Source organism: Bordetella sp. FB-8 (genome assembly GCF_000382185.1).
Lineage (GTDB): Bacteria > Pseudomonadota > Gammaproteobacteria > Burkholderiales > Burkholderiaceae_B > Bordetella.
Genome location: NZ_KB907784.1, coordinates 294302 through 313543, shown reverse-complemented (window position 1 = coordinate 313543; position 19242 = coordinate 294302). Strand labels below are relative to the sequence as shown.

16 protein-coding genes and 1 pseudogene are annotated in these 19242 nt (G+C 66.1%); 4 read left to right on the top strand and 13 right to left on the bottom strand.

Features of this window, described 5'->3' with window-relative positions:
* Positions 1–37 precede the first annotated feature (37 nt).
* Positions 38–1816 (bottom strand): potassium-transporting ATPase subunit KdpA, encoded by a 1779-nt coding sequence (kdpA, locus tag H143_RS0101535; RefSeq protein ID WP_019936457.1) that lies wholly within the window; start codon positions 1814–1816, stop codon positions 38–40.
* Positions 1816–1905, bottom strand: a complete 90-nt coding sequence (gene kdpF / locus H143_RS19730; protein ID WP_019936456.1) for a K(+)-transporting ATPase subunit F — start codon at positions 1903–1905, stop codon at positions 1816–1818. Before kdpF ends, kdpA begins: the two co-directional genes overlap by 1 nt.
* A gap of 557 nt (positions 1906–2462) precedes the next feature.
* Between kdpF and H143_RS19725 the strand changes: the two genes are divergently transcribed.
* Together H143_RS19725 and H143_RS21320 are read left to right on the top strand one after the other, a co-directional pair.
* Positions 2463–2762, top strand: a complete 300-nt coding sequence (locus H143_RS19725) for a sodium/substrate symporter small subunit (protein WP_019936454.1) — start codon at positions 2463–2465, stop codon at positions 2760–2762.
* A pseudogene (locus H143_RS21320) lies at positions 2762–4677 on the top strand (VC_2705 family sodium/solute symporter). Before H143_RS19725 ends, H143_RS21320 begins: the two are co-directional and overlap by 1 nt.
* A 43-nt stretch (positions 4678–4720) precedes the next feature.
* Here the strand turns inward: H143_RS21320 and H143_RS0101510 are convergent.
* On the bottom strand, positions 4721–5386 hold the full coding sequence (locus H143_RS0101510) for a Smr/MutS family protein (protein WP_019936453.1): 666 nt from the start codon (positions 5384–5386) through the stop codon (positions 4721–4723).
* 176 nt (positions 5387–5562) lie between these two features.
* On the bottom strand, positions 5563–6522 hold the full coding sequence (gene trxB, locus H143_RS0101505) for a thioredoxin-disulfide reductase (protein ID WP_026349623.1): 960 nt from the start codon (positions 6520–6522) through the stop codon (positions 5563–5565).
* 55 nt (positions 6523–6577) lie between these two features.
* Here trxB and H143_RS0101500 point away from each other — a divergent pair, with 55 nt between their 5' ends.
* Together H143_RS0101500 and lolA are read left to right on the top strand one after the other, a co-directional pair.
* Positions 6578–8947, top strand: coding sequence for a DNA translocase FtsK (locus H143_RS0101500; protein WP_019936451.1), 2370 nt, complete (start codon positions 6578–6580; stop codon positions 8945–8947).
* Complete coding sequence (lolA, locus tag H143_RS0101495; protein WP_026349622.1) at positions 8947–9576, top strand: outer membrane lipoprotein chaperone LolA; 630 nt, start codon at positions 8947–8949, stop codon at positions 9574–9576. The genes H143_RS0101500 and lolA overlap by 1 nt, the downstream gene beginning before the upstream one ends.
* A gap of 19 nt (positions 9577–9595) precedes the next feature.
* Here the strand turns inward: lolA and H143_RS0101490 are convergent, their stop codons facing one another.
* The 9 genes from H143_RS0101490 to H143_RS0101450 all read right to left on the bottom strand — a co-directional run bounded on the left by H143_RS0101490 (position 9596) and on the right by H143_RS0101450 (position 19206).
* Positions 9596–10009: a RidA family protein gene (locus tag H143_RS0101490; protein WP_019936449.1), complete on the bottom strand. Its 414-nt coding sequence runs from the start codon at positions 10007–10009 to the stop codon at positions 9596–9598.
* A 32-nt stretch (positions 10010–10041) separates the two neighbouring features.
* On the bottom strand, positions 10042–11508 hold the full coding sequence (locus tag H143_RS0101485; RefSeq protein ID WP_019936448.1) for an amidohydrolase family protein: 1467 nt from the start codon (positions 11506–11508) through the stop codon (positions 10042–10044).
* Positions 11509–11513: 5 nt separating this feature from the next.
* Positions 11514–12407, bottom strand: a complete 894-nt coding sequence (locus tag H143_RS0101480; RefSeq protein ID WP_019936447.1) for a MurR/RpiR family transcriptional regulator — start codon at positions 12405–12407, stop codon at positions 11514–11516.
* Between the two features lie 67 nt (positions 12408–12474).
* Positions 12475–13461: an ABC transporter ATP-binding protein gene (locus H143_RS0101475; protein ID WP_019936446.1), complete on the bottom strand. Its 987-nt coding sequence runs from the start codon at positions 13459–13461 to the stop codon at positions 12475–12477.
* On the bottom strand, positions 13458–14477 hold the full coding sequence (locus H143_RS0101470) for an ABC transporter ATP-binding protein (RefSeq protein ID WP_019936445.1): 1020 nt from the start codon (positions 14475–14477) through the stop codon (positions 13458–13460). Before H143_RS0101470 ends, H143_RS0101475 begins: the two co-directional genes overlap by 4 nt.
* Before the next feature lie 3 nt (positions 14478–14480).
* Positions 14481–15353 carry an ABC transporter permease gene (locus tag H143_RS0101465; RefSeq protein ID WP_019936444.1) on the bottom strand — a complete coding sequence of 291 codons (873 nt, stop codon included), beginning with the start codon at positions 15351–15353 and terminating at the stop codon, positions 14481–14483.
* Position 15354: 1 nt separating this feature from the next.
* Positions 15355–16296: an ABC transporter permease gene (locus tag H143_RS0101460; protein WP_019936443.1), complete on the bottom strand. Its 942-nt coding sequence runs from the start codon at positions 16294–16296 to the stop codon at positions 15355–15357.
* A gap of 4 nt (positions 16297–16300) precedes the next feature.
* The gene (locus tag H143_RS0101455) at positions 16301–17851 is read right to left on the bottom strand and encodes an ABC transporter substrate-binding protein (protein WP_019936442.1); all 1551 of its coding nucleotides are present in this window, start codon (positions 17849–17851) and stop codon (positions 16301–16303) included.
* A gap of 68 nt (positions 17852–17919) precedes the next feature.
* A complete protein-coding gene (locus H143_RS0101450) occupies positions 17920–19206 on the bottom strand; it encodes an amino acid deaminase (protein ID WP_019936441.1) in 1287 nt (428 codons plus the stop codon).
* Positions 19207–19242 lie beyond the last annotated feature (36 nt).

The following is a 19242-nucleotide window of genomic DNA, read 5'->3' as shown; positions in this document are numbered from 1 at the left end:
GTGAAGGATTGCGAGTATCCATGATCATTCCAGCGTATTAATGTTGCAGGTACTCGGCCACGGGGCCCAGCGCCAGGGCGGGCACATAGGTCAGCGCACCCACCAGCAGAATCGAGCCGATCAGCAGCACCACGAAGAGCGGACCCGTGGTCGGCATGGTGCCGGGGCCGGCCTGCATGCGCGGCTTGGCGGCAAGCGACCCGGCCAGTGCAAGCACGGCCACGATGGGGGCATAGCGGCCCAGCCACATCGCCAGGCCCAGCATGATGTTGTAGAAGGGCGTGTTGGCTGACAGGCCGGCGAAGGCACTGCCGTTGTTGTTGGCCGCCGACGAGAAGGCGTAGAGAATTTCCGAATAGCCGTGGATGCCCGGGTTGGCGATGCCCGCCAGTCCCGCGGCGGCCAGCACGGCGATCGCGGTACCCGTCAGCACCAGGAAGGGCGTGGCCAGCAGCACGATGGAAACCATCTTCATGTCGAAGGCATCGATCTTCTTGCCCAGGTATTCGGGCGTGCGGCCTATCATCAGTCCGGCGATGAACACCGACAAAATGGCGAAAGCCAGCATGCCATAGAGTCCGGAGCCCACGCCGCCAAAGATGATTTCGCCCAGCTGTATCAGCAGCATCGGCGACAGGCCGCCCATGGCCGTGAATGAGTCGTGCATGCCGTTGACCGCGCCGCACGAGGCCGACGTGGTGACGGTGGCGAACAGCGCGGTGGGACCGATGCCAAAGCGCGCTTCCTTGCCTTCCATATTGCCCACGCCGGGCGATAGGCCCGCATGCACCAGAGCCGGCGAGGCCTGGTATTCATAATGCGCGGTGAGCAGCGCGAAGGCGATGAACATCACAGTCATCGTGGCGAAGATGACGTAGCCCTGCTTGCGATTGCCCGCCATTTCCCCGAACGCGAAGCACAGCCCGGCCGGGATGGCGAAAATCGCCAGCATCTGCAGCAGGTTGGTCAGCGCCGTGGGGTTTTCGAAGGGATGCGCCGAGTTGGCGTTGAAGAAGCCGCCGCCGTTGGTGCCCAGCATCTTGATGGCTTCCTGCGAAGCGACCGGACCCATGGCGATGGTCTGCGTCTGCGTGGTCGCGCTCTGCGTCACGGGCTTGCCTTGCGCGTCCAGCACGGGCTGGCCTTGGGCATCGAGCTTGGGTGCGTCATAGCTCACGGACTGAACGGTATGCGCCTGCACATAAGGATCGAAATTCTGGATTGCTCCTTGCTGCACGAAGAAGATCGCCATCAGGAAGGACAGCGGCAGGAGCACGTACAGCGTGCAGCGGGTTATGTCGACCCAGAAGTTGCCGATGGCGCGCGCGCTGTGGCGCGTCAGGCCGCGGATCAGCGCGAACAGCACGGCGATGGCCAGGGCGGCCGAAAAGAAGTTTTGCACCGTCAACGCGAGCATCTGCGTGAGATAGCTCATCGTCGATTCAGGCGAGTAGCCCTGCCAATTGGTGTTGGTCACGAAAGAGACGGCGGTGTTGAACGACGAGTCGGGCGATACCGCATCCAGTCCGGCGGGGTTGAGCGGCAGCAGTGCCTGCAGGCGCTGCAGGGCATAGACCGCGATGAAGCCGAGCACGCTGAAGATTAGCGTGGCCAGGGCATAGCGCTGCCAGCTCATTTCGGTTTGAGGGTCCACGCCCGCGATGCGGTAGATCACGCGTTCGACAGGCCGGCCCCAGGCGGTCAGGCGGTATCGGCCGTTCCCCATGGACTCGCGGATATATCGGCCCAGGAAAGGCGAGATAGCCAGCAATATCACGAGGAACACCGCCAGCAGTGCGATGTAGCGGTTATCCATCAGAATTTCTCCGGCTTGAACAATGCGATGAGTAGGTAAACCATCAGCAGTGCGGCCAGACTGCCGCTGATCCAGTAGATAAGACTCATGGCCGCTCTCCTTGCGAGAGGGCCGAGCAGAAGACGGTCAGGCCCCAGATCGAGCCGGCCAGCGCGCCGAAAATGGCGAAATACAGCAGGTCCATGTTTTCTCCCCTGGGGCATGCAGCCCCTTTGTGCAGGTCCGACGCAGCATGAGCGGCCGGAAGTGTGCGCAGATTAGGCAGATGGGGATAAAAACGGGGTAAAGCTTGCGTGGATCGGTATAAAAAGCGTGTAAAAACCGCAAATGCCCGGCTTTCAGGAAAGTCGATTTTTGCCCTAAAATGGTGCGTTCTTCAGGTAAATTGGCTTAGATCGGACGCAAGAATGCATCAAACTAGGGCATTCCCCTAGTGTCTTAAGCTCATGACCGGTGCAGAATTGCTTCCGTAGCAGGTGAGGAGACACAAACAGCCCACAGGGCACGCCGGCAAGTACCGGTTAAGTAAATTCACAATAAAAATAAAGCAATTTTAAAAAAAGCAAGAAAAGCGCGACGGCCGGCACGATAACGTGTCGGCCGTTTTCGCATCCGGGTTTCGCATACAGAAAGCGCCGCGGGGCGCATGAACGCCATGCAAGATCACGACAGCGCGCAGTCGCCTGATCCGGGCGGCCCCTATCCGGCGGGCGCCGCCCGCGTCTATTGGCGCCGCAATCTGCGGCGCGTCGGGGTTCTGCTGGCGGTCTGGCTGCTTCTGACTCTTGCGCCGGCCCTGTTCACGGGATGGCTTGCCTTCGATTTCATCGGCTGGCCGTTCCCGTTCTGGCTGGCCGCCTACGGCGCGCCGCTGGTGTACCTGATCATTGTCGCGGCCTATGTCCGGCTCATGGGGCGTGCCGATCGGTCGGCGAGGAAAAGCTGATGCTGCCCGTCCGAAACCCCGGCCTGTTCAGCCAGCGGCTGGGCCGCGCCTACACGCTGTACACGGCAGGCTTCTGTCTGCTGGTGCTGCTGCTGGCGCTTGCCGAGAGGGCCGGCCTGGCGCGCGCCTGGATAGGCTATGTCTTCCTGTTCGTTACGGTCAGCCTGTATGCCGGCATCGGCATCCTATGCCGCACTTGCGATCCGATCGAATACTACGTGGCGGGCCGGCGTGTGCCGGCTTTCTACAATGGCATGGCCACAGCGGCCGACTGGATGTCGGTGGCCTCCTTCATCGGCGTGGCGGGCACGCTCTATCTCACTGGTTACGGCGGCCTGGCCTACGTGCTGGGCTGGACGGGCGGCTATGTGCTGGTGGCGTTGCTGCTGGCGCCCTACCTGCGCAAGTTCGGCCAATACACCATTCCCGATTTCCTGGGCGCTCGCTATGGCGGCAACGTGCCGCGGCTGGCCGGCGTGGCCTGCGCGCGGTGACCTGGACGCAGGTGGGGCAGTACATCATTCTGGTGATCGCTTATCTGGCTCCGGTCGTGTGGCTGTCGGTCAAGGACACCGGTTCGCCCATTGCGCAGTTGTCGGCTGGATCGGTGCTGCGCCAAATTTCCGCCAAGGAACTGCAGTTGCGCGACGATCCGGCCGAGCAGGCCGTGCGGCGCCTCTGGCGCGGGCAGGCCTGGGAAATGGCGCGGCGCCTGGACGCGCTGCCCCAGTCCTGGGCGCAGGAGAAGGAGCGCCTGCGCGCCCGGCTGGCCGAACGCGTCGCCGCCGATGCACCCATGGTCGAGGTGCGCACGCTGGAGCGCGAGCTGGCCGACTTTCCGCCGGATCCCCAGGCGGCCCGCGTGGCCTGGTCGAAGGCGCGGCAAGCGTACGAAGCGCGCGGATCGCCGTCGGTGCCATACGCGCAGCCCTTTGCCGCGGGCAGCGCAACCGAGAATCGCAATCTGCGCGTGAATTTCCTGGCCCTGGTGCTGTGCTTGATGCTGGGCACGGCGGGAATGCCGCACATTCTCACTCGGTCCTACACCACAGCCTCGGTGGGCGAGGCGCGCAAGTCCGTGCTCTGGGCCCTGCTTTTCATCCTGCTGGTGTATTTCACGGCGCCGGCGCTGGCGCTGCTTGTCAAGTACGAGGTCTATACCCAACTGGTGGGCAGTTCCTACGCCAGCCTGCCGGCCTGGGTTCACGCCTGGGGCGCGGTCGATCCCAACCTGGTAAGCATGTCGGACATTAATCGCGACGGCATCGTGCAATCGGGCGAGATCGGCATCGGTGCGGATGCCGTCGTGCTGGCTATGCCCGAGATTGGCGGACTGCCCTATATGATGTCCGGGCTGGTGGCCGCTGGCGCCCTGGCCGCCGCGCTGTCGACCGCGGACGGCCTGCTGTTGACGCTGTCCAATTCACTGTCGCACGATACGTGGTACCGGGTGGTCGCGCCTCGCACGCGGGCCGACCGGCGCGTGATCGTCTCCAAGGTGCTGCTGCTGTTGGTGGCGTTCGCCGCGGCCTGGGTTGCGGCGCGCAAACCCGCCGACATCCTCATTATGGTGTCGGCCGCTTTTTCCTTCGCGGCATCGTCATTCTTTCCCGCGCTGGTGATGGGCGTGTTCTGGAAGCGGGCCAACAAATGGGGGGCGACGCTGGGCATGGCGGTGGGCCTGGCCGTGACCTTTGCCTACATGGCGCACGCAGAACCCTCGCTACGCGAGTGGGTGTTCAACGTGCCGCGCACGCAACCGGTGCATTTGTGGTGGGGGATACAGTCGATCTGCGCGGGCTTGTTCGGCGCCCCGGCTGCGTTCCTGACGATTGTCGTGGTTTCGCTGCTGACGCCTAGGCCGGACGCTGCGACCGAAGCGCTGGTGGATTATCTGCGCGAGCCGGCGCAGTAATCGGCGCGTTGCCGTCGGATCAGGCCGTCGGCCCACCGTCCGGTCAGCTCTGCATCAGCACCAACAGCGCGCCCGATCCGCCCTCGCGCGGCGTGGCTTCGGAGAAAGCCAGCACCTCGGTCTTTTGCGCCAGCCAGGCCCTGGCCTTGTCCTTGAGCACCGGGGTCATGCCTTCCGATCCATAACCCTTGCCATGCACGATGCGCACGCAGCGCACGCCCTGGCCCAGGCACTCGTCCAGAAACGAGATCACGGCATGGCGCGCCTGCTCCACGCGCAGGCCGTGCAGATCGAGTTCGGCGCCCGCGCGCCAGTGGCCCTGTTTGAGCTTGCGCGCGGTGTCGGGCGCCGCGTCGGCGCGCACGTAGGCGGTGCCGTTCTCGGAAAGCAGATGGGCCACGCCGCCGTCGGAAATGCCGGCGTCGGCGCGGCCTGGCTTCTCGCCGGTGGCGTGCATGCGGCGCGCTGCCGCGGCGGGGCTGTCCGGCAGCGCGGCGAGGCGGTGTTCAATCTGGTTGCGCGGCTTGATCGGCCTGGCGCTCTGCATGGCCTTGCGAAAGGCGTCGACCTCCTGCTCCGGGGCGGCCTGGTCAAGCCGTGCGCGGTCCCGCGCGGCCACGCGCTCGGCGCGCTCAACCTCTTTGCGGGCATCTTGGGCCTGCTGGTGCAATTGCTTCAGGCCGGCCAGGCCGCCTTTGTGTCCTCGCATGTTTTACTTCGCAAGAAAAGCCGTATTGCCGCCGCGCCGCCCCAAGGCAAAACAGCCCCCTTGGGGGAGGAGTCTGGACACAGCACGTTCCCTGCAGGCTGTGCTGTGCCGGGTTAATCCGAGCGGCATTCCGGCCGCGAGGCGGGCAGCAAGCCGCAGGCGCGGCATGGGGATACTCATTTTTCGGCGTTTTCGAGCCAGAACTGCGCGTCCAGGGCAGCCATGCAGCCGGTCGCGGCGCTGGTGATGGCCTGGCGGTAGACGTAGTCCTGCACGTCGCCGGCGGCGAAGACGCCGGGCACCGAGGTCATGGTGGCCATGCCCTTGCGGCCGCTCTGCGTGACGATGTAGCCGTCCTGCATGTCGAGCTGGCCGGAGAAGATGTCGGTGTTGGGATGGTGGCCGATGGCGATGAAGCAGCCGGCCACGTCCACGGGTTCGGTGGCGCCGGTCTGCACATTGCGGATGCGCACGCCCGTGACGCCGCTGGCATCGCCCAGCACTTCTTCCAGCACGCTGTGCAGCTTGAGTTCCATATTGCCGTTGGCGACCTTGGACATCATGCGGTCGATAAGGATGGGCTCGGCGCGGAATTTGTCGCGGCGATGGATCACGGTGACCTTGCGGCAGATGTTGGACAGGTACAGGGCTTCCTCGACCGCGGTGTTGCCGCCGCCCACCACCACCACGTCCTTGTTGCGGTAGAAGAATCCGTCGCAGGTGGCGCAGCCGGACACGCCGCGGCCCATGAAGGCGGTTTCGCTATCCAGGCCCAGGTATTTGGCCGAGGCACCGGTGGCGACGATGAGAGCGTCGCAGGTGTACAGATGGCCGGTGTCGCCGGTCAGGGTGAAAGGACGCCTGGATAGATCGATTTTGACGATGGTGTCCAAGACCAGCTCGGTCTCGAAGCGCTCGGCGTGTTTCTGGAAGCGCTCCATGAGATCGGGGCCCTGCACGCCGTCGACGTCGGCGGGCCAGTTGTCGACTTCGGTGGTGGTCATCAGCTGGCCGCCCTGGGCCAGACCGGTGATCAGCATCGGCTTGAGATTGGCGCGGGCGGCGTAGACGGCGGCGGTGTAGCCGGCCGGACCCGATCCCAGGATCAGGACTTTTGCGTGTTTGGCAGTGGACATGGGATGAAGGATGCGGATGCATCTGGATAGGTACAGGCTCATTATAATGACGCCCATGCCGCGCATTTCGACCGCCTCCCCGCGCGCCTCGCGCAACACCCGTAACGGACCTTCCGCCCTGCAGTCGCGCCTTGCGTCGCTGCTGCGCGAGGCCCGCTGGATTTTCTTTGCGGCCCTGGGGGTATGGCTGACCCTGGTGCTGATCACCTGGAACCCGGCCGATCCGGGCTGGACGCACTCGGCGCTTGCCGCCGGCAGTCCCGTGCACAACGGGGGCGGCGCGGTCGGCGCCTGGCTGGCCGACGTGCTCCTGTATCTCTTCGGTCTTTCCGCGTGGTGGTGGGTGGTCCTGCTGGTGCATCGCGTGCGGGCTGGCTATCGCCGCCTGGCCACGCAGCTGCGCGCCGCCGGGCGCGAACCCGAACCCCTGCCGCGCGTGCATTGGGAGCAGGGGGTGGGTTTTGTCCTGCTGTTTGCCGGCTCGCTGGGCCTGGAGGCCCTGCGTCTGCGCCGCCTGGGCATGCACCTGCCCGGCGCCACCGGGCATTTGAGCGGCGCGGGCGGCGTCATCGGCCAGTTGCTGTCCGGCTGGCTGTCGCGCATCCTGGGTTTCGATGGCGGCACGCTGGTGCTGCTGGTGCTGATCGCGGTCGGCCTGAGCCTGTTCTTCGCTTTTTCCTGGCTGGATGTGGCCGAGCGCGTTGGCGGCTGGCTGGAGCAGGGCCTGCGCGCCTTGGTCAACGCCTATACGGCCCGCCAGGACCGCCGCGTGGGCGAGGTGGCCATCGCCGAGCGCGAGGAGCAAGTCGAGGCCAAGCACGAGAAAATGGCGGTGCACGAACCCATCCGCATCGAACCGGCCATGGTCGTGGTGCCGCCTTCCGAGCGCCTGGCCAAAGAAAAGCAGCAGACCTTGTTCGAGCGGCCCGAAGGCGAGGCTGCGCTTCCCGAGCTCGGCCTGCTCGATCCTCCCCTGGCCAATCAGGAAACCGTCTCGGCCGAGACCATCGAGTTCACCTCGCGCCTGATCGAGAAAAAGCTGGCCGACTTCGGCGTGTCGGTGACAGTGGTGGCGGCCCAGGCCGGCCCGGTCATCACGCGCTACGAGATCGAGCCGGCCACCGGCGTCAAGGGCAGCCAGATCGTCAACCTGGCCAAGGACCTTGCCCGTGCGCTGAGCCTGGTCAGCATCCGCGTGGTCGAAACCATCCCGGGCAAGAACCTCATGGGCCTGGAACTGCCCAATCCCAGGCGCCAGATGGTGCGCCTGTCCGAGATCCTGGGTTCGCAGACCTATCATGCCAACCCGTCGGCGCTGACCATGGCGCTGGGCAAGGACATCGCCGGCCACGCCGTGGTGGCCGACCTGGCCAAGATGCCGCACCTGCTAGTGGCCGGCACGACCGGTTCGGGTAAGTCGGTGGGCATCAACGCGATGATCCTGTCCCTGCTCTACAAAGCCGACGCATCGCAGACCCGCCTCATTCTCATCGACCCCAAGATGCTCGAAATGAGCGTCTACGAAGGCATTCCGCACCTGTTGGCTCCGGTGGTCACCGACATGCGCCATGCCGCCAACGCGCTGAACTGGTGCGTGGGCGAGATGGAAAAGCGCTACCGTCTCATGAGCAAGATGGGCGTGCGCAACCTGGCCGGCTACAACGCCAAAATCCGCGCCGCCGTCGAGCGCGAGGAACCCATCCCCAATCCCTTCTCGCTTACGCCCGATCAGCCCGAGCCCTTGTCGACCCTGCCCATGATCGTGGTAGTCATCGACGAGCTGGCCGACCTGATGATGGTGGTGGGCAAGAAAATCGAAGAGCTCATCGCCCGTCTGGCGCAGAAGGCGCGCGCGGCCGGCATCCACCTGGTGCTGGCTACGCAGCGGCCCAGCGTGGACGTGATCACCGGCCTGATCAAGGCCAACATCCCCACGCGCATCGCCTTCCAGGTGTCGTCCAAGATCGACTCGCGCACCATCCTCGACCAGATGGGCGCGGAAAGCCTGCTGGGCCAGGGCGACATGCTCTACATGCCGCCGGGCTCCGGCCTGCCCACGCGCGTGCACGGCGCTTTCGTGCATGACGACGAGGTCCACCGCGTGGTCGAGTCCTTGAAGGCCCAGGGCGAACCCAACTATATCGAAGGCCTGCTCGAAGGTGGCCTGGAGGGCGATTCGGCCGACGGCGCAAGCAGCGTCACCGGCATCGGCGGCGATGCCGAGTCGGACCCCATGTACGACCAGGCCTGCGAGGTGGTGCTCAAGAACCGCCGCGCCTCGATCTCGCTGGTGCAGCGCCACTTGCGCATCGGTTACAACCGCGCGGCGCGCCTGCTCGAACAGATGGAAAACGCTGGACTGGTGTCGGCCATGCAGTCCAACGGCAACCGTGAGATTCTGGTGCCGGCCCGGGAGGAAGCGTGATGCGATCATTAGTGCGGGCGTTGTTTTTTTTCTTGCTGGCTTGCGGTCCCGCGCTGGCCTGGGGCGCGACGGCGCAGGAGCAGCTCAAGGCCTTCGTGGCCACGGTGCAATCGGCCACAGGCTCGTTCAGCCAGGCCACGACCGGCCCGCAGGCAGGCAAGGCGGCGCCTGCGCAGCAGGGCATCTTCGCTTTCCAGCGGCCGGGCAAGTTCCGCTGGGAAGTGCGCAAGCCCTACGCGCAGCTCATCGTGTCCGACGGCAAGCAGGTCTACCAGTACGACCCCGACCTGGCCCAGGTGACTGTGCGCGAGGTCGGCAAGGCCATCGGCGCTTCGCCGGCCGCCATTCTCTTTGGCTCGGGCGATCTTGAACAGGCGTTCACGGTGACCTCGCTGCCCGACAAGGATGGCCTGCAATGGCTGCGCGCCAAGCCGCACAACGCCGCCGACGCGGGCTTCGCGCAGGTGGACATCGGCATGCACGACAATCTGCCGGTGCGCATCATGCTGCTCGATGCCTTCGGGCAGACCACGCGCGTGGATCTTTCCGACATGCAGGCTAATGCGGCCGTGCCCGCGGGGCAATTCCAGTTCACGGCCCCCAAGGGGACCGACGTGGTGCGGATGTAGGCTTTTGCCGCGCCCTGCGTCAGGGCTTCTTGTAGGCCACGCACTCGATCTCGACCTTCGCGTCGATCATCAGCCGCGATTCCACGCAGGCGCGCGCCGGAGGGTGGGCGCCGAAGTATTCCACGAACACCTTGTTGAACGCGGCGAAATCGCGCGGATCCTCGAGCCATACGCCGCAGCGGATCACATGCTCTGCGCCGTAGCCGGCTTCCGCCAGGACGGCCAGCAGGTTGCGGATGGCCGCATGCGACTGCGTAATCACATTGCCTTCGACCACGACGCCGTTCTCCATCGGCACCTGGCCCGATACGTAGAGCCAGCCGTCGGCCTGCACTGCGCGCGAGAAAGGCATGTGGGCGCCGCCTTGGCCCACGCCGCCGCATGCGCCGTAGCGGATGATGCCGTGGGCGTCGGCGCCGGGAGTGTTGCTCATGTTGTTTTCCTCAAGGTGGACGGGCCCGATGCTCAGGCCCGGTAGGTATTGAACGAGGCATGCAGGTTCTTGCCGCGTGGCAGCCAGCGGCCGGCGCGCTGCCCGGTGGCCTGGCCCGCATGGTAGGACAGCACGCCATTGACCCATACGCCCTCGATGCCCGTAGCCGGCTGTTCCGGTTGGGAGAACGTAGCGCGGTCGATGACGGTGGCCGGATCGAAAAGCACCAGATCCGCCTGGAAACCTTCCCTGACCAGTCCACGGTCGTTCAGGCCGAAGCGCGCGGCCGTCAGGCCCGTCATCTTGTGCACGGCCGTCTCCAGCGCGAACAGCTTGAGGTCGCGGCTGTAGTGGCCCAGCACGCGCGGGAAGGCGCCCCAGAGCCGCGGATGCGGCAGCGGGTCGTTGGGCAGACCGTCGGAGCCTATCATCGTGCGCTCGTGCGCCAGGATGCGCTGCACGTCCGTCTCGGCCATGCCGTGGTAGACCGCACCGGCCGGCTGCAGGCGGCGCGCGGCCTCCAGCAGGGGTTGGCTCCAGCCGGCCGCGATCTCGGCCAGCTTGCGGCCGGCCATTTCCGGATGCGGGGTGGACCAGGTGATGTCGATGTCGAAATCGCTCGTCACCTGTTTCAGATCCAGCGTCGATGAACTGGCCGCGTAGGGGTAGCAGTCGCAGCCCACGGGCAGATAACGCCCGGCGGCGTCCAGGCTGGCAAGCACCTCGCGACTGCGGCCCCAGTTGCCGGCGCCAGCGCATTTGAGGTGCGAGATGATCACGGGCACGCGCGCATGGGCGCCCACGTCGTAGGCCTCCTGCATGGCCTGGAGGATGGCGTCGAACTCGGTGCGCAGGTGCGTGGTGTAGAGCGCGCCGTGGGCATCGAGCTCTTCGGCCAGGGCCTGCACTTCGGCGGCGTCCGATTCGAAGGCCGATGCATAGGCCAGGCCGGTGCTCAGGCCGATGGCGCCATGCTCGAGCGCCTGGCGCAATTGCGCGCGCATGGCGGCGATCTCGGCCTCGGTCGCGGGCCGGTCCAGGCGGTCCATATGGTTGTTGCGCAGGGCCGTATGGCCCACCAGCGCGGCCACGTTGACGCTGGGTTGCGCGGCGTCGACGGCGCGCGTGTAGTCCGCGAAGCTTGGGTAGGTGAAATCACGGCGATCGCCCAGCAGATTCATGGGATCGGGCGGCTCGCCGCGCAGGATCACGGGCGCCGCGCTGATGCCGCAGTTGCCCACCACCACCGTGGTCACGCCCTGCGACAGCTTGGGCAGCATGGCGGGCGTGCGGATGACATGGGTGTCGTCGTGGGTGTGAGCATCGATGAAGCCGGGCGCCAGGGCCAGACCCGACCCTGCCATGGTCGCGCGCGCCGGGGCGCCGGCCAGCTGGCCGATGGCGGCGATGCAGCCGTCGGCCAGGGCCACATCGGTTGTACGGGGCGGTGTGCCGGTGCCGTCGTAGACCAGCGCGCCGTGTATCAGGGTGTCGTACATCGGGGTCAATCTCCCAACGGCAGCCGATTGGGGCCGCCGCGGTATTCGTCCAGCGCCAGCTTGATGCGGCGCAGCTTCTCTTTGGTGTCGTCTTGATGGATCAGCGCCAGCTCGGTGGCCAGGATGTCGATGGCCAGCAGCATGGCGTAGCGCGACGCCGAGGGTTTATAGATGAAATCGGTCTCGGCCGTATGGATGGGAATGGACACGTCGGCCAGCTTGGCCAGCGGCGCCGCCGGATCGGTCAGGGCCACGATGCGGGCGCCATATTGCTGCACGATGCGGGCGGCGTCCAGGATCTCCGGCGTCAGACCCGAGGCCGAGAGAATCACCACGGCGTCGCGCGCGTCCAGGGTCGCCGCGACCATGCGCAGCAGCACGGCGTCGCTATAGGCCGCCACGCCGTAGCCCAGGCGCACCAGGCGCGACTGCATTTCCTGGGACAGCGCTGCCGAGGCGCCGCCCATGCCGAAGATATAGACCATCCGGGCATCGCGCACGATGCCGGCGGCCTGTTCGAATATCGCCTCGGAAAACAATGGCAGGTGGGCACGCAGCGTGGTTTCGATGTCGCCATACAAGCGCGCATAGAAAGTGCTTTCTTCCGGTACGTCGCCGGCCAGGAAGCGCTCGCCCACCGCGCTGGCCCGGGCGAGCTTGAATTTGAGATCGCGGGTGTCATCGCAGCCCACGGCACGCGCGAAGCGCGAGATCGCGGCGATGCTCACACCTGCCTTGCGCGCCAGTTGGTCGACCGTGGCGCCTGCGGCGCTGGCGATGTCGTCCAGGATGGCATCGGCTACCTTGCGCTCGGTGGCGCTGAGCGTGTCGCGCTGACTGCGGATCTGGTAGACGATGTCGCCAGGCGTGGGCAGCGCGCAATCGGTGGAGCGGTTCACCGGTGCCTCCGTGACGCTGCGCGCCGTCCCTTCGAGGGGGATAAACGTTTGTTGCGGCTCGGCGCGCTCATGGCGTGATCTCATCGATGCGCACGCAGGCCGCATAGTGTCCATGACCCAGGTCGCGCTGTGCCGGCGCCGTCTCGGCGCAGCGCGCCTGGGCATGCGGGCAGCGGGTGCGGAACACACAGCCCGAAGGCGGGTTCATGGGGCTGGGTATCTCGCCCTGGAGCAAAATGCGCCGGCGCGGCGCGCGCGGGTCCGGCACGGGAGCGGCCGACAGCAGCGCCCGCGTGTAGGGGTGGCGCGGATTCTCATACACGCGGCGGGTCGGGCCGCGCTCCATGACCCGTCCCAGGTACATGACCACTACTTCATCGCACAGGTAATCGACCACAGCCAGGTCGTGAGCGACCAAGAGCATGGTCAGCCCCAGGTCGCGCTGCAGATCCTGCAGCAGATTGAGCACTTGCGCCTGCACCGAGACGTCCAGCGCCGACACGGGTTCGTCGGCCACGATGAACTTCGGCTCCACGGCCAGCGCCCGGGCGATGCCGATGCGCTGGCGCTGGCCGCCGGAGAATTCGTGCGGATAGCGTTTGCGATGGTCCGAGTTCAGTCCCACGCGATCGAGCAGCTCGCCGATGCGCGCATCGCGCCGGTCCTGCGCCAGCCTGTGCGTGTCCAGGGCTTCGCCGATGATCTGGGCCACCGTCATGCGCGGATTGAGGCTGGCGTAAGGGTCCTGGAACACGATCTGCATGCGCCTGCGCCAGGGCAGCATGCGCGCCTCGTTCAGTCCGGATAGGTCCTGGCCGTCGAAAAGCACCTTGCCGGCCGTGGGTTTGATCAGGCGCAGCAGCGCCCGGCCGGTGGTGGTCTTGCCCGAGCCGGACTCGCCCACCAGCCCGACGATGGCGCGGCGCGGCACGTCGAAGCTCACGTCATCGACCGCGCGGACTACCGGCGCGTGGCGCGACGTGCCCGTGGGGAAGTGTACTTTCAGGCCCTGCACGCTCAGGAGCGGGGCGGCTTGCGGTTGCGGTGCGTTCATGCAAGGACCTTGAAGCAGCGGGCATGGTGTCCAGGGCGCACCGCGACCAGTTCGGGAACGGCGTCGGTGCATTGCGCGCTGGCCAGCGCGCAGCGCGGCGCGAAGGTGCATCCCGAGGGCAGGGCGGTGACGCTGGGCACGTTGCCCGGTATGGGCGAGAGGCGCTGGCGCGAAGCCAGCAGCGCCGCCGTGGGAATGCACGAGAGCAGGCCCTGAGTGTAGGGGTGGGTGGGGCGGTCGAAGAGTTCGTTCACGCCGGCATCTTCCACCACGCGGCCGGCGTACATGACCACCACGCGGTGCGCGATCTCGGCCACCACGCCCAGGTTGTGCGTCACGAACAGAATGCTCATGCCGCTCTCGGCCTGCAGGCGGCGCAGCAGGTCCAGGATCTGAGCCTGCACCGTCACGTCCAGCGCCGTGGTGGGCTCGTCGGCGATCAGCACCGACGGATTGCAAGCCAGGGCCAGGGCGATCATCACGCGCTGGCGCATGCCGCCCGACATGTGGTGCGGATAGTCGCTGACGCGGCGCGCGGCGGCGGGAATTTCCACGCGTTCGAGCAAGGTCTGCGCGCGCTTGATGGCCGCGGCCTTCGTGCCACCCTCATGCTGCAGGATGGCCTCGGCGATCTGGTCGCCGACGGTGTAGAGCGGGTTCAGGCTGGTCATCGGCTCCTGGAAGATCATGGCGATCTGCGCGCCGCGGATGCGCCGCATCGTCGCGGCATCGGCCTGAGCCAGGTCGTGCTGCTTGCCCTGGCGGTCGCGCAGCAGGATCTTGCCTGCCTCGATGCGTCCGGCAGGCTTGGCCAGCAGGCCCATGATGGACAGGCTGGTCACGGATTTGCCCGAACCCGATTCGCCTACGATGGCCAGGGTTTCGCCGCGCGCCAGGTCGAAGGTCACGCCGTCGACCGACTTGGCCACGCCGTCGCGGCTGTGGAACCAGGTCTTGAGGTCCTGGACCGAGAGCACGACGTCGCGCTCGCTCCTTGTCTGGATGGTGTCGCGCATGATTTACAGCTCCTTGCGCAGGCGGGGATCGAGCACATCGCGCAGGCCGTCGCCCACCAACTGCAGCGACATCACCGCCAATACGATGGCGACGCCGGGGAACACCATGATCCAGTCGGCGGTGCCCATGTACTGCTGGCCGCCGTTGATCATGGTGCCCCAGGTGGGAATGTCGGGCGATACGCCCACGCCCAGGAAGGACAACCCGGCTTCGGCCAGGATGGCGTAGGCGAAGGTGAAGGTGCCTTGCACCAGCAGGGGCGACATCAGGTTGCGCAGTACGTGCACCGTGACGATGCGCCGGGTCGGCACACCCAGCGCCCGCGCCGCTTCGACGAAGGGCAGCTCGCGTATCACCAGGGTCGAAGCGCGCACGACGCGCGCCAGCCGCGGCGCGTAGACGATGCCCAGCGCGATGATCACATTGCTCAGCGACGGGCCCAGGGCCGCTACCAGCGAGATCGCCAGCAGGATATCGGGAAAGGCCATCATGGCGTCGATCAGGCGCGAAACGATTTTGTCGGCGCCGCGGAAAAAGCCCGCGGTCAGGCCCAGCGCGATACCCAGCACGCTCGAGAGCAGCACCACCATGAAGCCCACCGTCAGCGACAGGCGGCCGCCGTAAATCACCCGGCTGAACACATCGCGGCCGAAGTCGTCTGTGCCGAACCAATGCAGGCTGCTGGGCGCCTTGAGCCGGTTCATGATCGACAGCTTGTAGGGGTCGAAGGGCGTGATCCAGGGGGCGAACACGGCGGCACCGACCAGCATGATCAGCACGATCAGGCTGATCAGCACGGTCTTGCGCGCCACCAGCAGGCGCAGCACCTGCCAGCGGTCGGAGCCGTCGGCGTAAGCAGTTGTCGAAATGGCCATTTCAGTACCGCACGCGAGGGTCGACCAGCAGGTAGAGCAGGTCGATGAGCAGATTGATCAGCACGTAGATGGCGGCGATCACGAGCAGCGCACCCTGGATCACCGGGTAGTCGCGCCGCAGCACCGCCGACACCACCAGGCTGCCCACGCCGGGCAGGCCGAACACGGTTTCGGTGACCACCGCGCCGCTGACCAGCAGGGCTGCCGTCAGGCCCAATACCGTAAGGATGGGAATGAGGGCATTGCGCACCGCATGCCGCAGGATCACCCGGCTTTCGCTCAGGCCTTTGGCGCGCGCGGTGCGCACATAATCGTCGCGCAGCACATCGAGCATGCTGGCGCGGATGAAGCGCGTGATCAGCGCCGAGTTCACCAGGCCCAGCACCACGGCCGGCAGGATCAGGTGCGACAGCCTGTTGCCAATGCTGGCGCCGGGTCCGCCGTAGCCTGCCACCGGCAGCCAGCCCAGCTTGACCGAGAAGAACTCCATCAGCAGCAGGCCCAGCCAGAAGCTCGGCACGCTCGAGGTGAACATCGAGAATGCCTGCACCGATTGGTCCAGCACCGTGCCGCGCCTGACCGCCGAAAATATGCCCACCGGCAGTGCAATGGCGGTGGCGATCACCAGCGACATCAGCGTCAGCCAGAAGGTGGGCTCGGCGCGTTCGGCCAGTACCGTTAGCACAGGCTTGTTCAGGAAGATGGACTGCCCCAGGTCGCCTCGCGCGAGGTGGCCCAGCCAGGTGACGTACTGCGTCAGTACTGACTGGTTCAGGCCGAGCTGGTCGCGCAGCGCGGCAATATCCTGCTGGGTGGCCTGGGGACCCAGCATCACCGCCGCGGGATCGCCGGGCGTAATGCGCAGGATGACGAAGACGATGGTCGCCACGATGAACATCACCACGACCAGGCCGACCAGGCGATTCAAGATATAACGCAGCACGGCGTCAGGCCTTCCAGGTGTTCCAGAAGTACGGCCACGGCGCGGGCGTCAGCCCATGCAGCTTGGGCGACTGGGCCGACAGCGCGTTGAAGTCGCCCACCTTGATGAAGGGCACTTCCTCGAACACGGCCTTCTGCACCTCGGCCCACAGCGTCAGACGCTCGTCCTGCGTGCGTGCCTCGTTGAAGGCGTCCAGCGCCTTGTCGCGGCGCGGCGTGTCCCACCAGCCCGGCGAGTCCTTGGAGGGGAAGTCGATTAGCGCGGGTTCGGGCAGGAAGGGGCTGTGGGTGATGAAGATGTCCCACAGATCGGGATTGGCGCGGCGCTGCACCAGCGTGGCCCAATCCACCACCTGCATGTCCACCTTGAAGCCGGCGGCCTTGAAGTACTCGTTGGCCACCAGCGCCATCTTGTAGTGGAACTCGTACTGCTGGCTGGTGAGCAGGCGTATGGTTCGGTCCTTGGGGTTGGCCGCATCCAGCAGCTTCTTGGCGCCGGGTGCGTCGCCCTTGTTGTAGACCGCGCCGCCCAGGTCGGTGCTCCAGGGAAAGCCCTTGGGGTAGAGATCGGCGTCCAGGGCGTAGAAGTTCTTGTCGCCGAAGGCGGCGTACAGCATGTCCTCTTCGCTCAGCGAAAGTTGCGCGGCCTGGCGCACCTTCTGGTCGGCCATGAGGCCCTTCTTGGTGTTCATCACCAGACGCGGCCAGCCGAAGGGCTTGAGTATCACCGGCAGAGACTTGCCTGCCTTGAGCTGCGCCAGGGACTCCACCGGCAGCGAGTCGACGTAGTCGTGCTGGCCGGCAATGGCGCTTTCCAGACGGGTATTGGCATTGCTCATCGGCACGAAGCGGATTTCGTCCAGGTATTGCTTGCGCGCGCCGCCATAGCCGTCGGGCTCGCCCGCGCGTGATTTGTAGGCTGCAAAACGCACGAGCTGGATGTACTGGTCGGGCACGCGGGCTTTGAGCTGGTAGGGACCCGTGCCGATGTAATCGGTCAGCGTGGCCGCGAGCTTGCCGGCCGGCATGATCACGGCGGCGCTGTTGTTCATGGACAGCAGCGCGGTCAGCGGCGCGTAGGGCTTGCTCAGCGTGAGTCGGATGCCGTCGGGGCCCGTGGCCTGGATGCCGGTGATGACTTCGGCCGCCTGCTTGCCGCGCGAAGCCACGCGGGTCCAGCGCGTGAGCGAGGCCACGACGTCGGCCGAACTCATGGCCGAGCCGTCATGGAAAGTGACGCCCTTGCGCAGCGCGATGTCGCAGGTCTTGCCGTCCGCGCTGAACTGCGGCAGCGACTCGGCCAGCAGCGGCGTGACGTTCCACTTGGCGTCGAAGGTATAGAGCGTTTCGAAGATGTGCTGAGTCAGGATGCCCACCAAGTCGGCCGTGCTCATCATCGGGTCCAGCGTGGGTGGCTCGCCGATGGTGGCTACCGAAATGATGCCGCCCTTGACCGGCGCGGCGCCGAAAACGGTCTCCGGCAGGCCGACTGCACCCAGAGTGCCGCCCATGGCCATGGCGATCAGGCTGCGGCGGCGCGTCATCGAGAAGTTCATGAGTCAAGCTCCAGAAGAGAGTGCAAGCGTCCCGGTGCCGGGGCGCAAGGCGGAAGGTAAAGCAGGGTCTAGAAGTAAGTCTCGGCCACGCCGGTTACGTCGTAGCGGTCGTCGATCAGTAGCACCTGACGCCATTTGTCGAAGGTCAGGCAGGGATGGCAGACGTCGAAGGACAGCATGTCGCCCACCTCGATGTCGTCGCCCGGGGCGATCTGCATAAAGGCATGCTGGTCCATCATGGCCGTGATCTGCCAATGCGGGGCTGCCTTGCCGGGCTTGCCGCAGGCTTCGCCGCCGGGGCGGTATCGCATGTCGGGCACCGGCATGCCGGCGTCGAAGGCGGCGTCGCGCTTGCCCAGGGCGATGATGGCGCGGCCGGGTTCGGGAATCGATTGCACATAAGCCCATACCTGCAGGGCAGGCTGCAGCGATGAGGCCATCTCGCGCGCTACCGGATTGTTCCGGGCGATGCGCTCGGCCGCGCTGCGATAGGCGCCCACGTCATGCGAAAGATAGCAGCCAGGACGCAGCACCACGTCCAGCGGCTGTCCGATGTCCACGCCGGCGAATTCCTCGGCCACCACGTCGAACCAGGCCGAGCCCGCGCCGGTCAGAATGGCCGGCGCATCCGAGCGCAGGCGGGCGGCGCCGGCCAATTCGCGTAGCGTGGCGACGGCGCGGCGCAGGAAGGCGCGGATCTCGTCCTCTTCCTTGAGCACGCCTTCGTAGATTTCCACGCCGGCCAGGGCCAGCGATTGCGGCCAGTTTGCCAGTTCGTCCAGCACCGCCAGCAGGGCTGCATCGTCGCGCACGCCGGTGCGTCCGCCCTGCGGGCCCAGTTCGATCAGCACCGGCAGCACCAGGCCCTGCGCGGCGAAGAACGCGCCCAGCTGACGTGCGCTGGCCACGGAGTCCACCAGGCAGCAGAAGCTGAAATCCGGGTCGCGCAGCAATTGGGCGACGATGGCCATATTGGCCTTGCCCACCAGTTGGTTGGCCATGAGCACGCGCCGCACCCCGTGCAGGTACGCCGCCTTGGTCTGCGGCGCCGTGGCCAGGGTGATGCCCCAGGCGCCGTGTTCCAGCTGCATGTGAAAGAGCCGCGGACTCATGGTGGTCTTGCCGTGGGGCGCCAGCTTGACGCGATAGGCGGTCAGGAACTGTCGCATCCATTGCAGGTTGTGCCGCACCCGGCTTTCATAGAGCACCGCCACGGGCAGGCTCACGTCTTGGGCCAGCAGGTTCCAGCCCAGGCCGGCTGCGTCGGCGCTGGCCAACCCGGCGGGAAACATGCCCAGGCCCTTGCCGGCCGGGTCGAGCTGAGGGGAGGAAATGAGGGAGTTAGCCAGAGTCATTTTGAAATTTTTTACAAGAAAAACTGTTTTTTTATA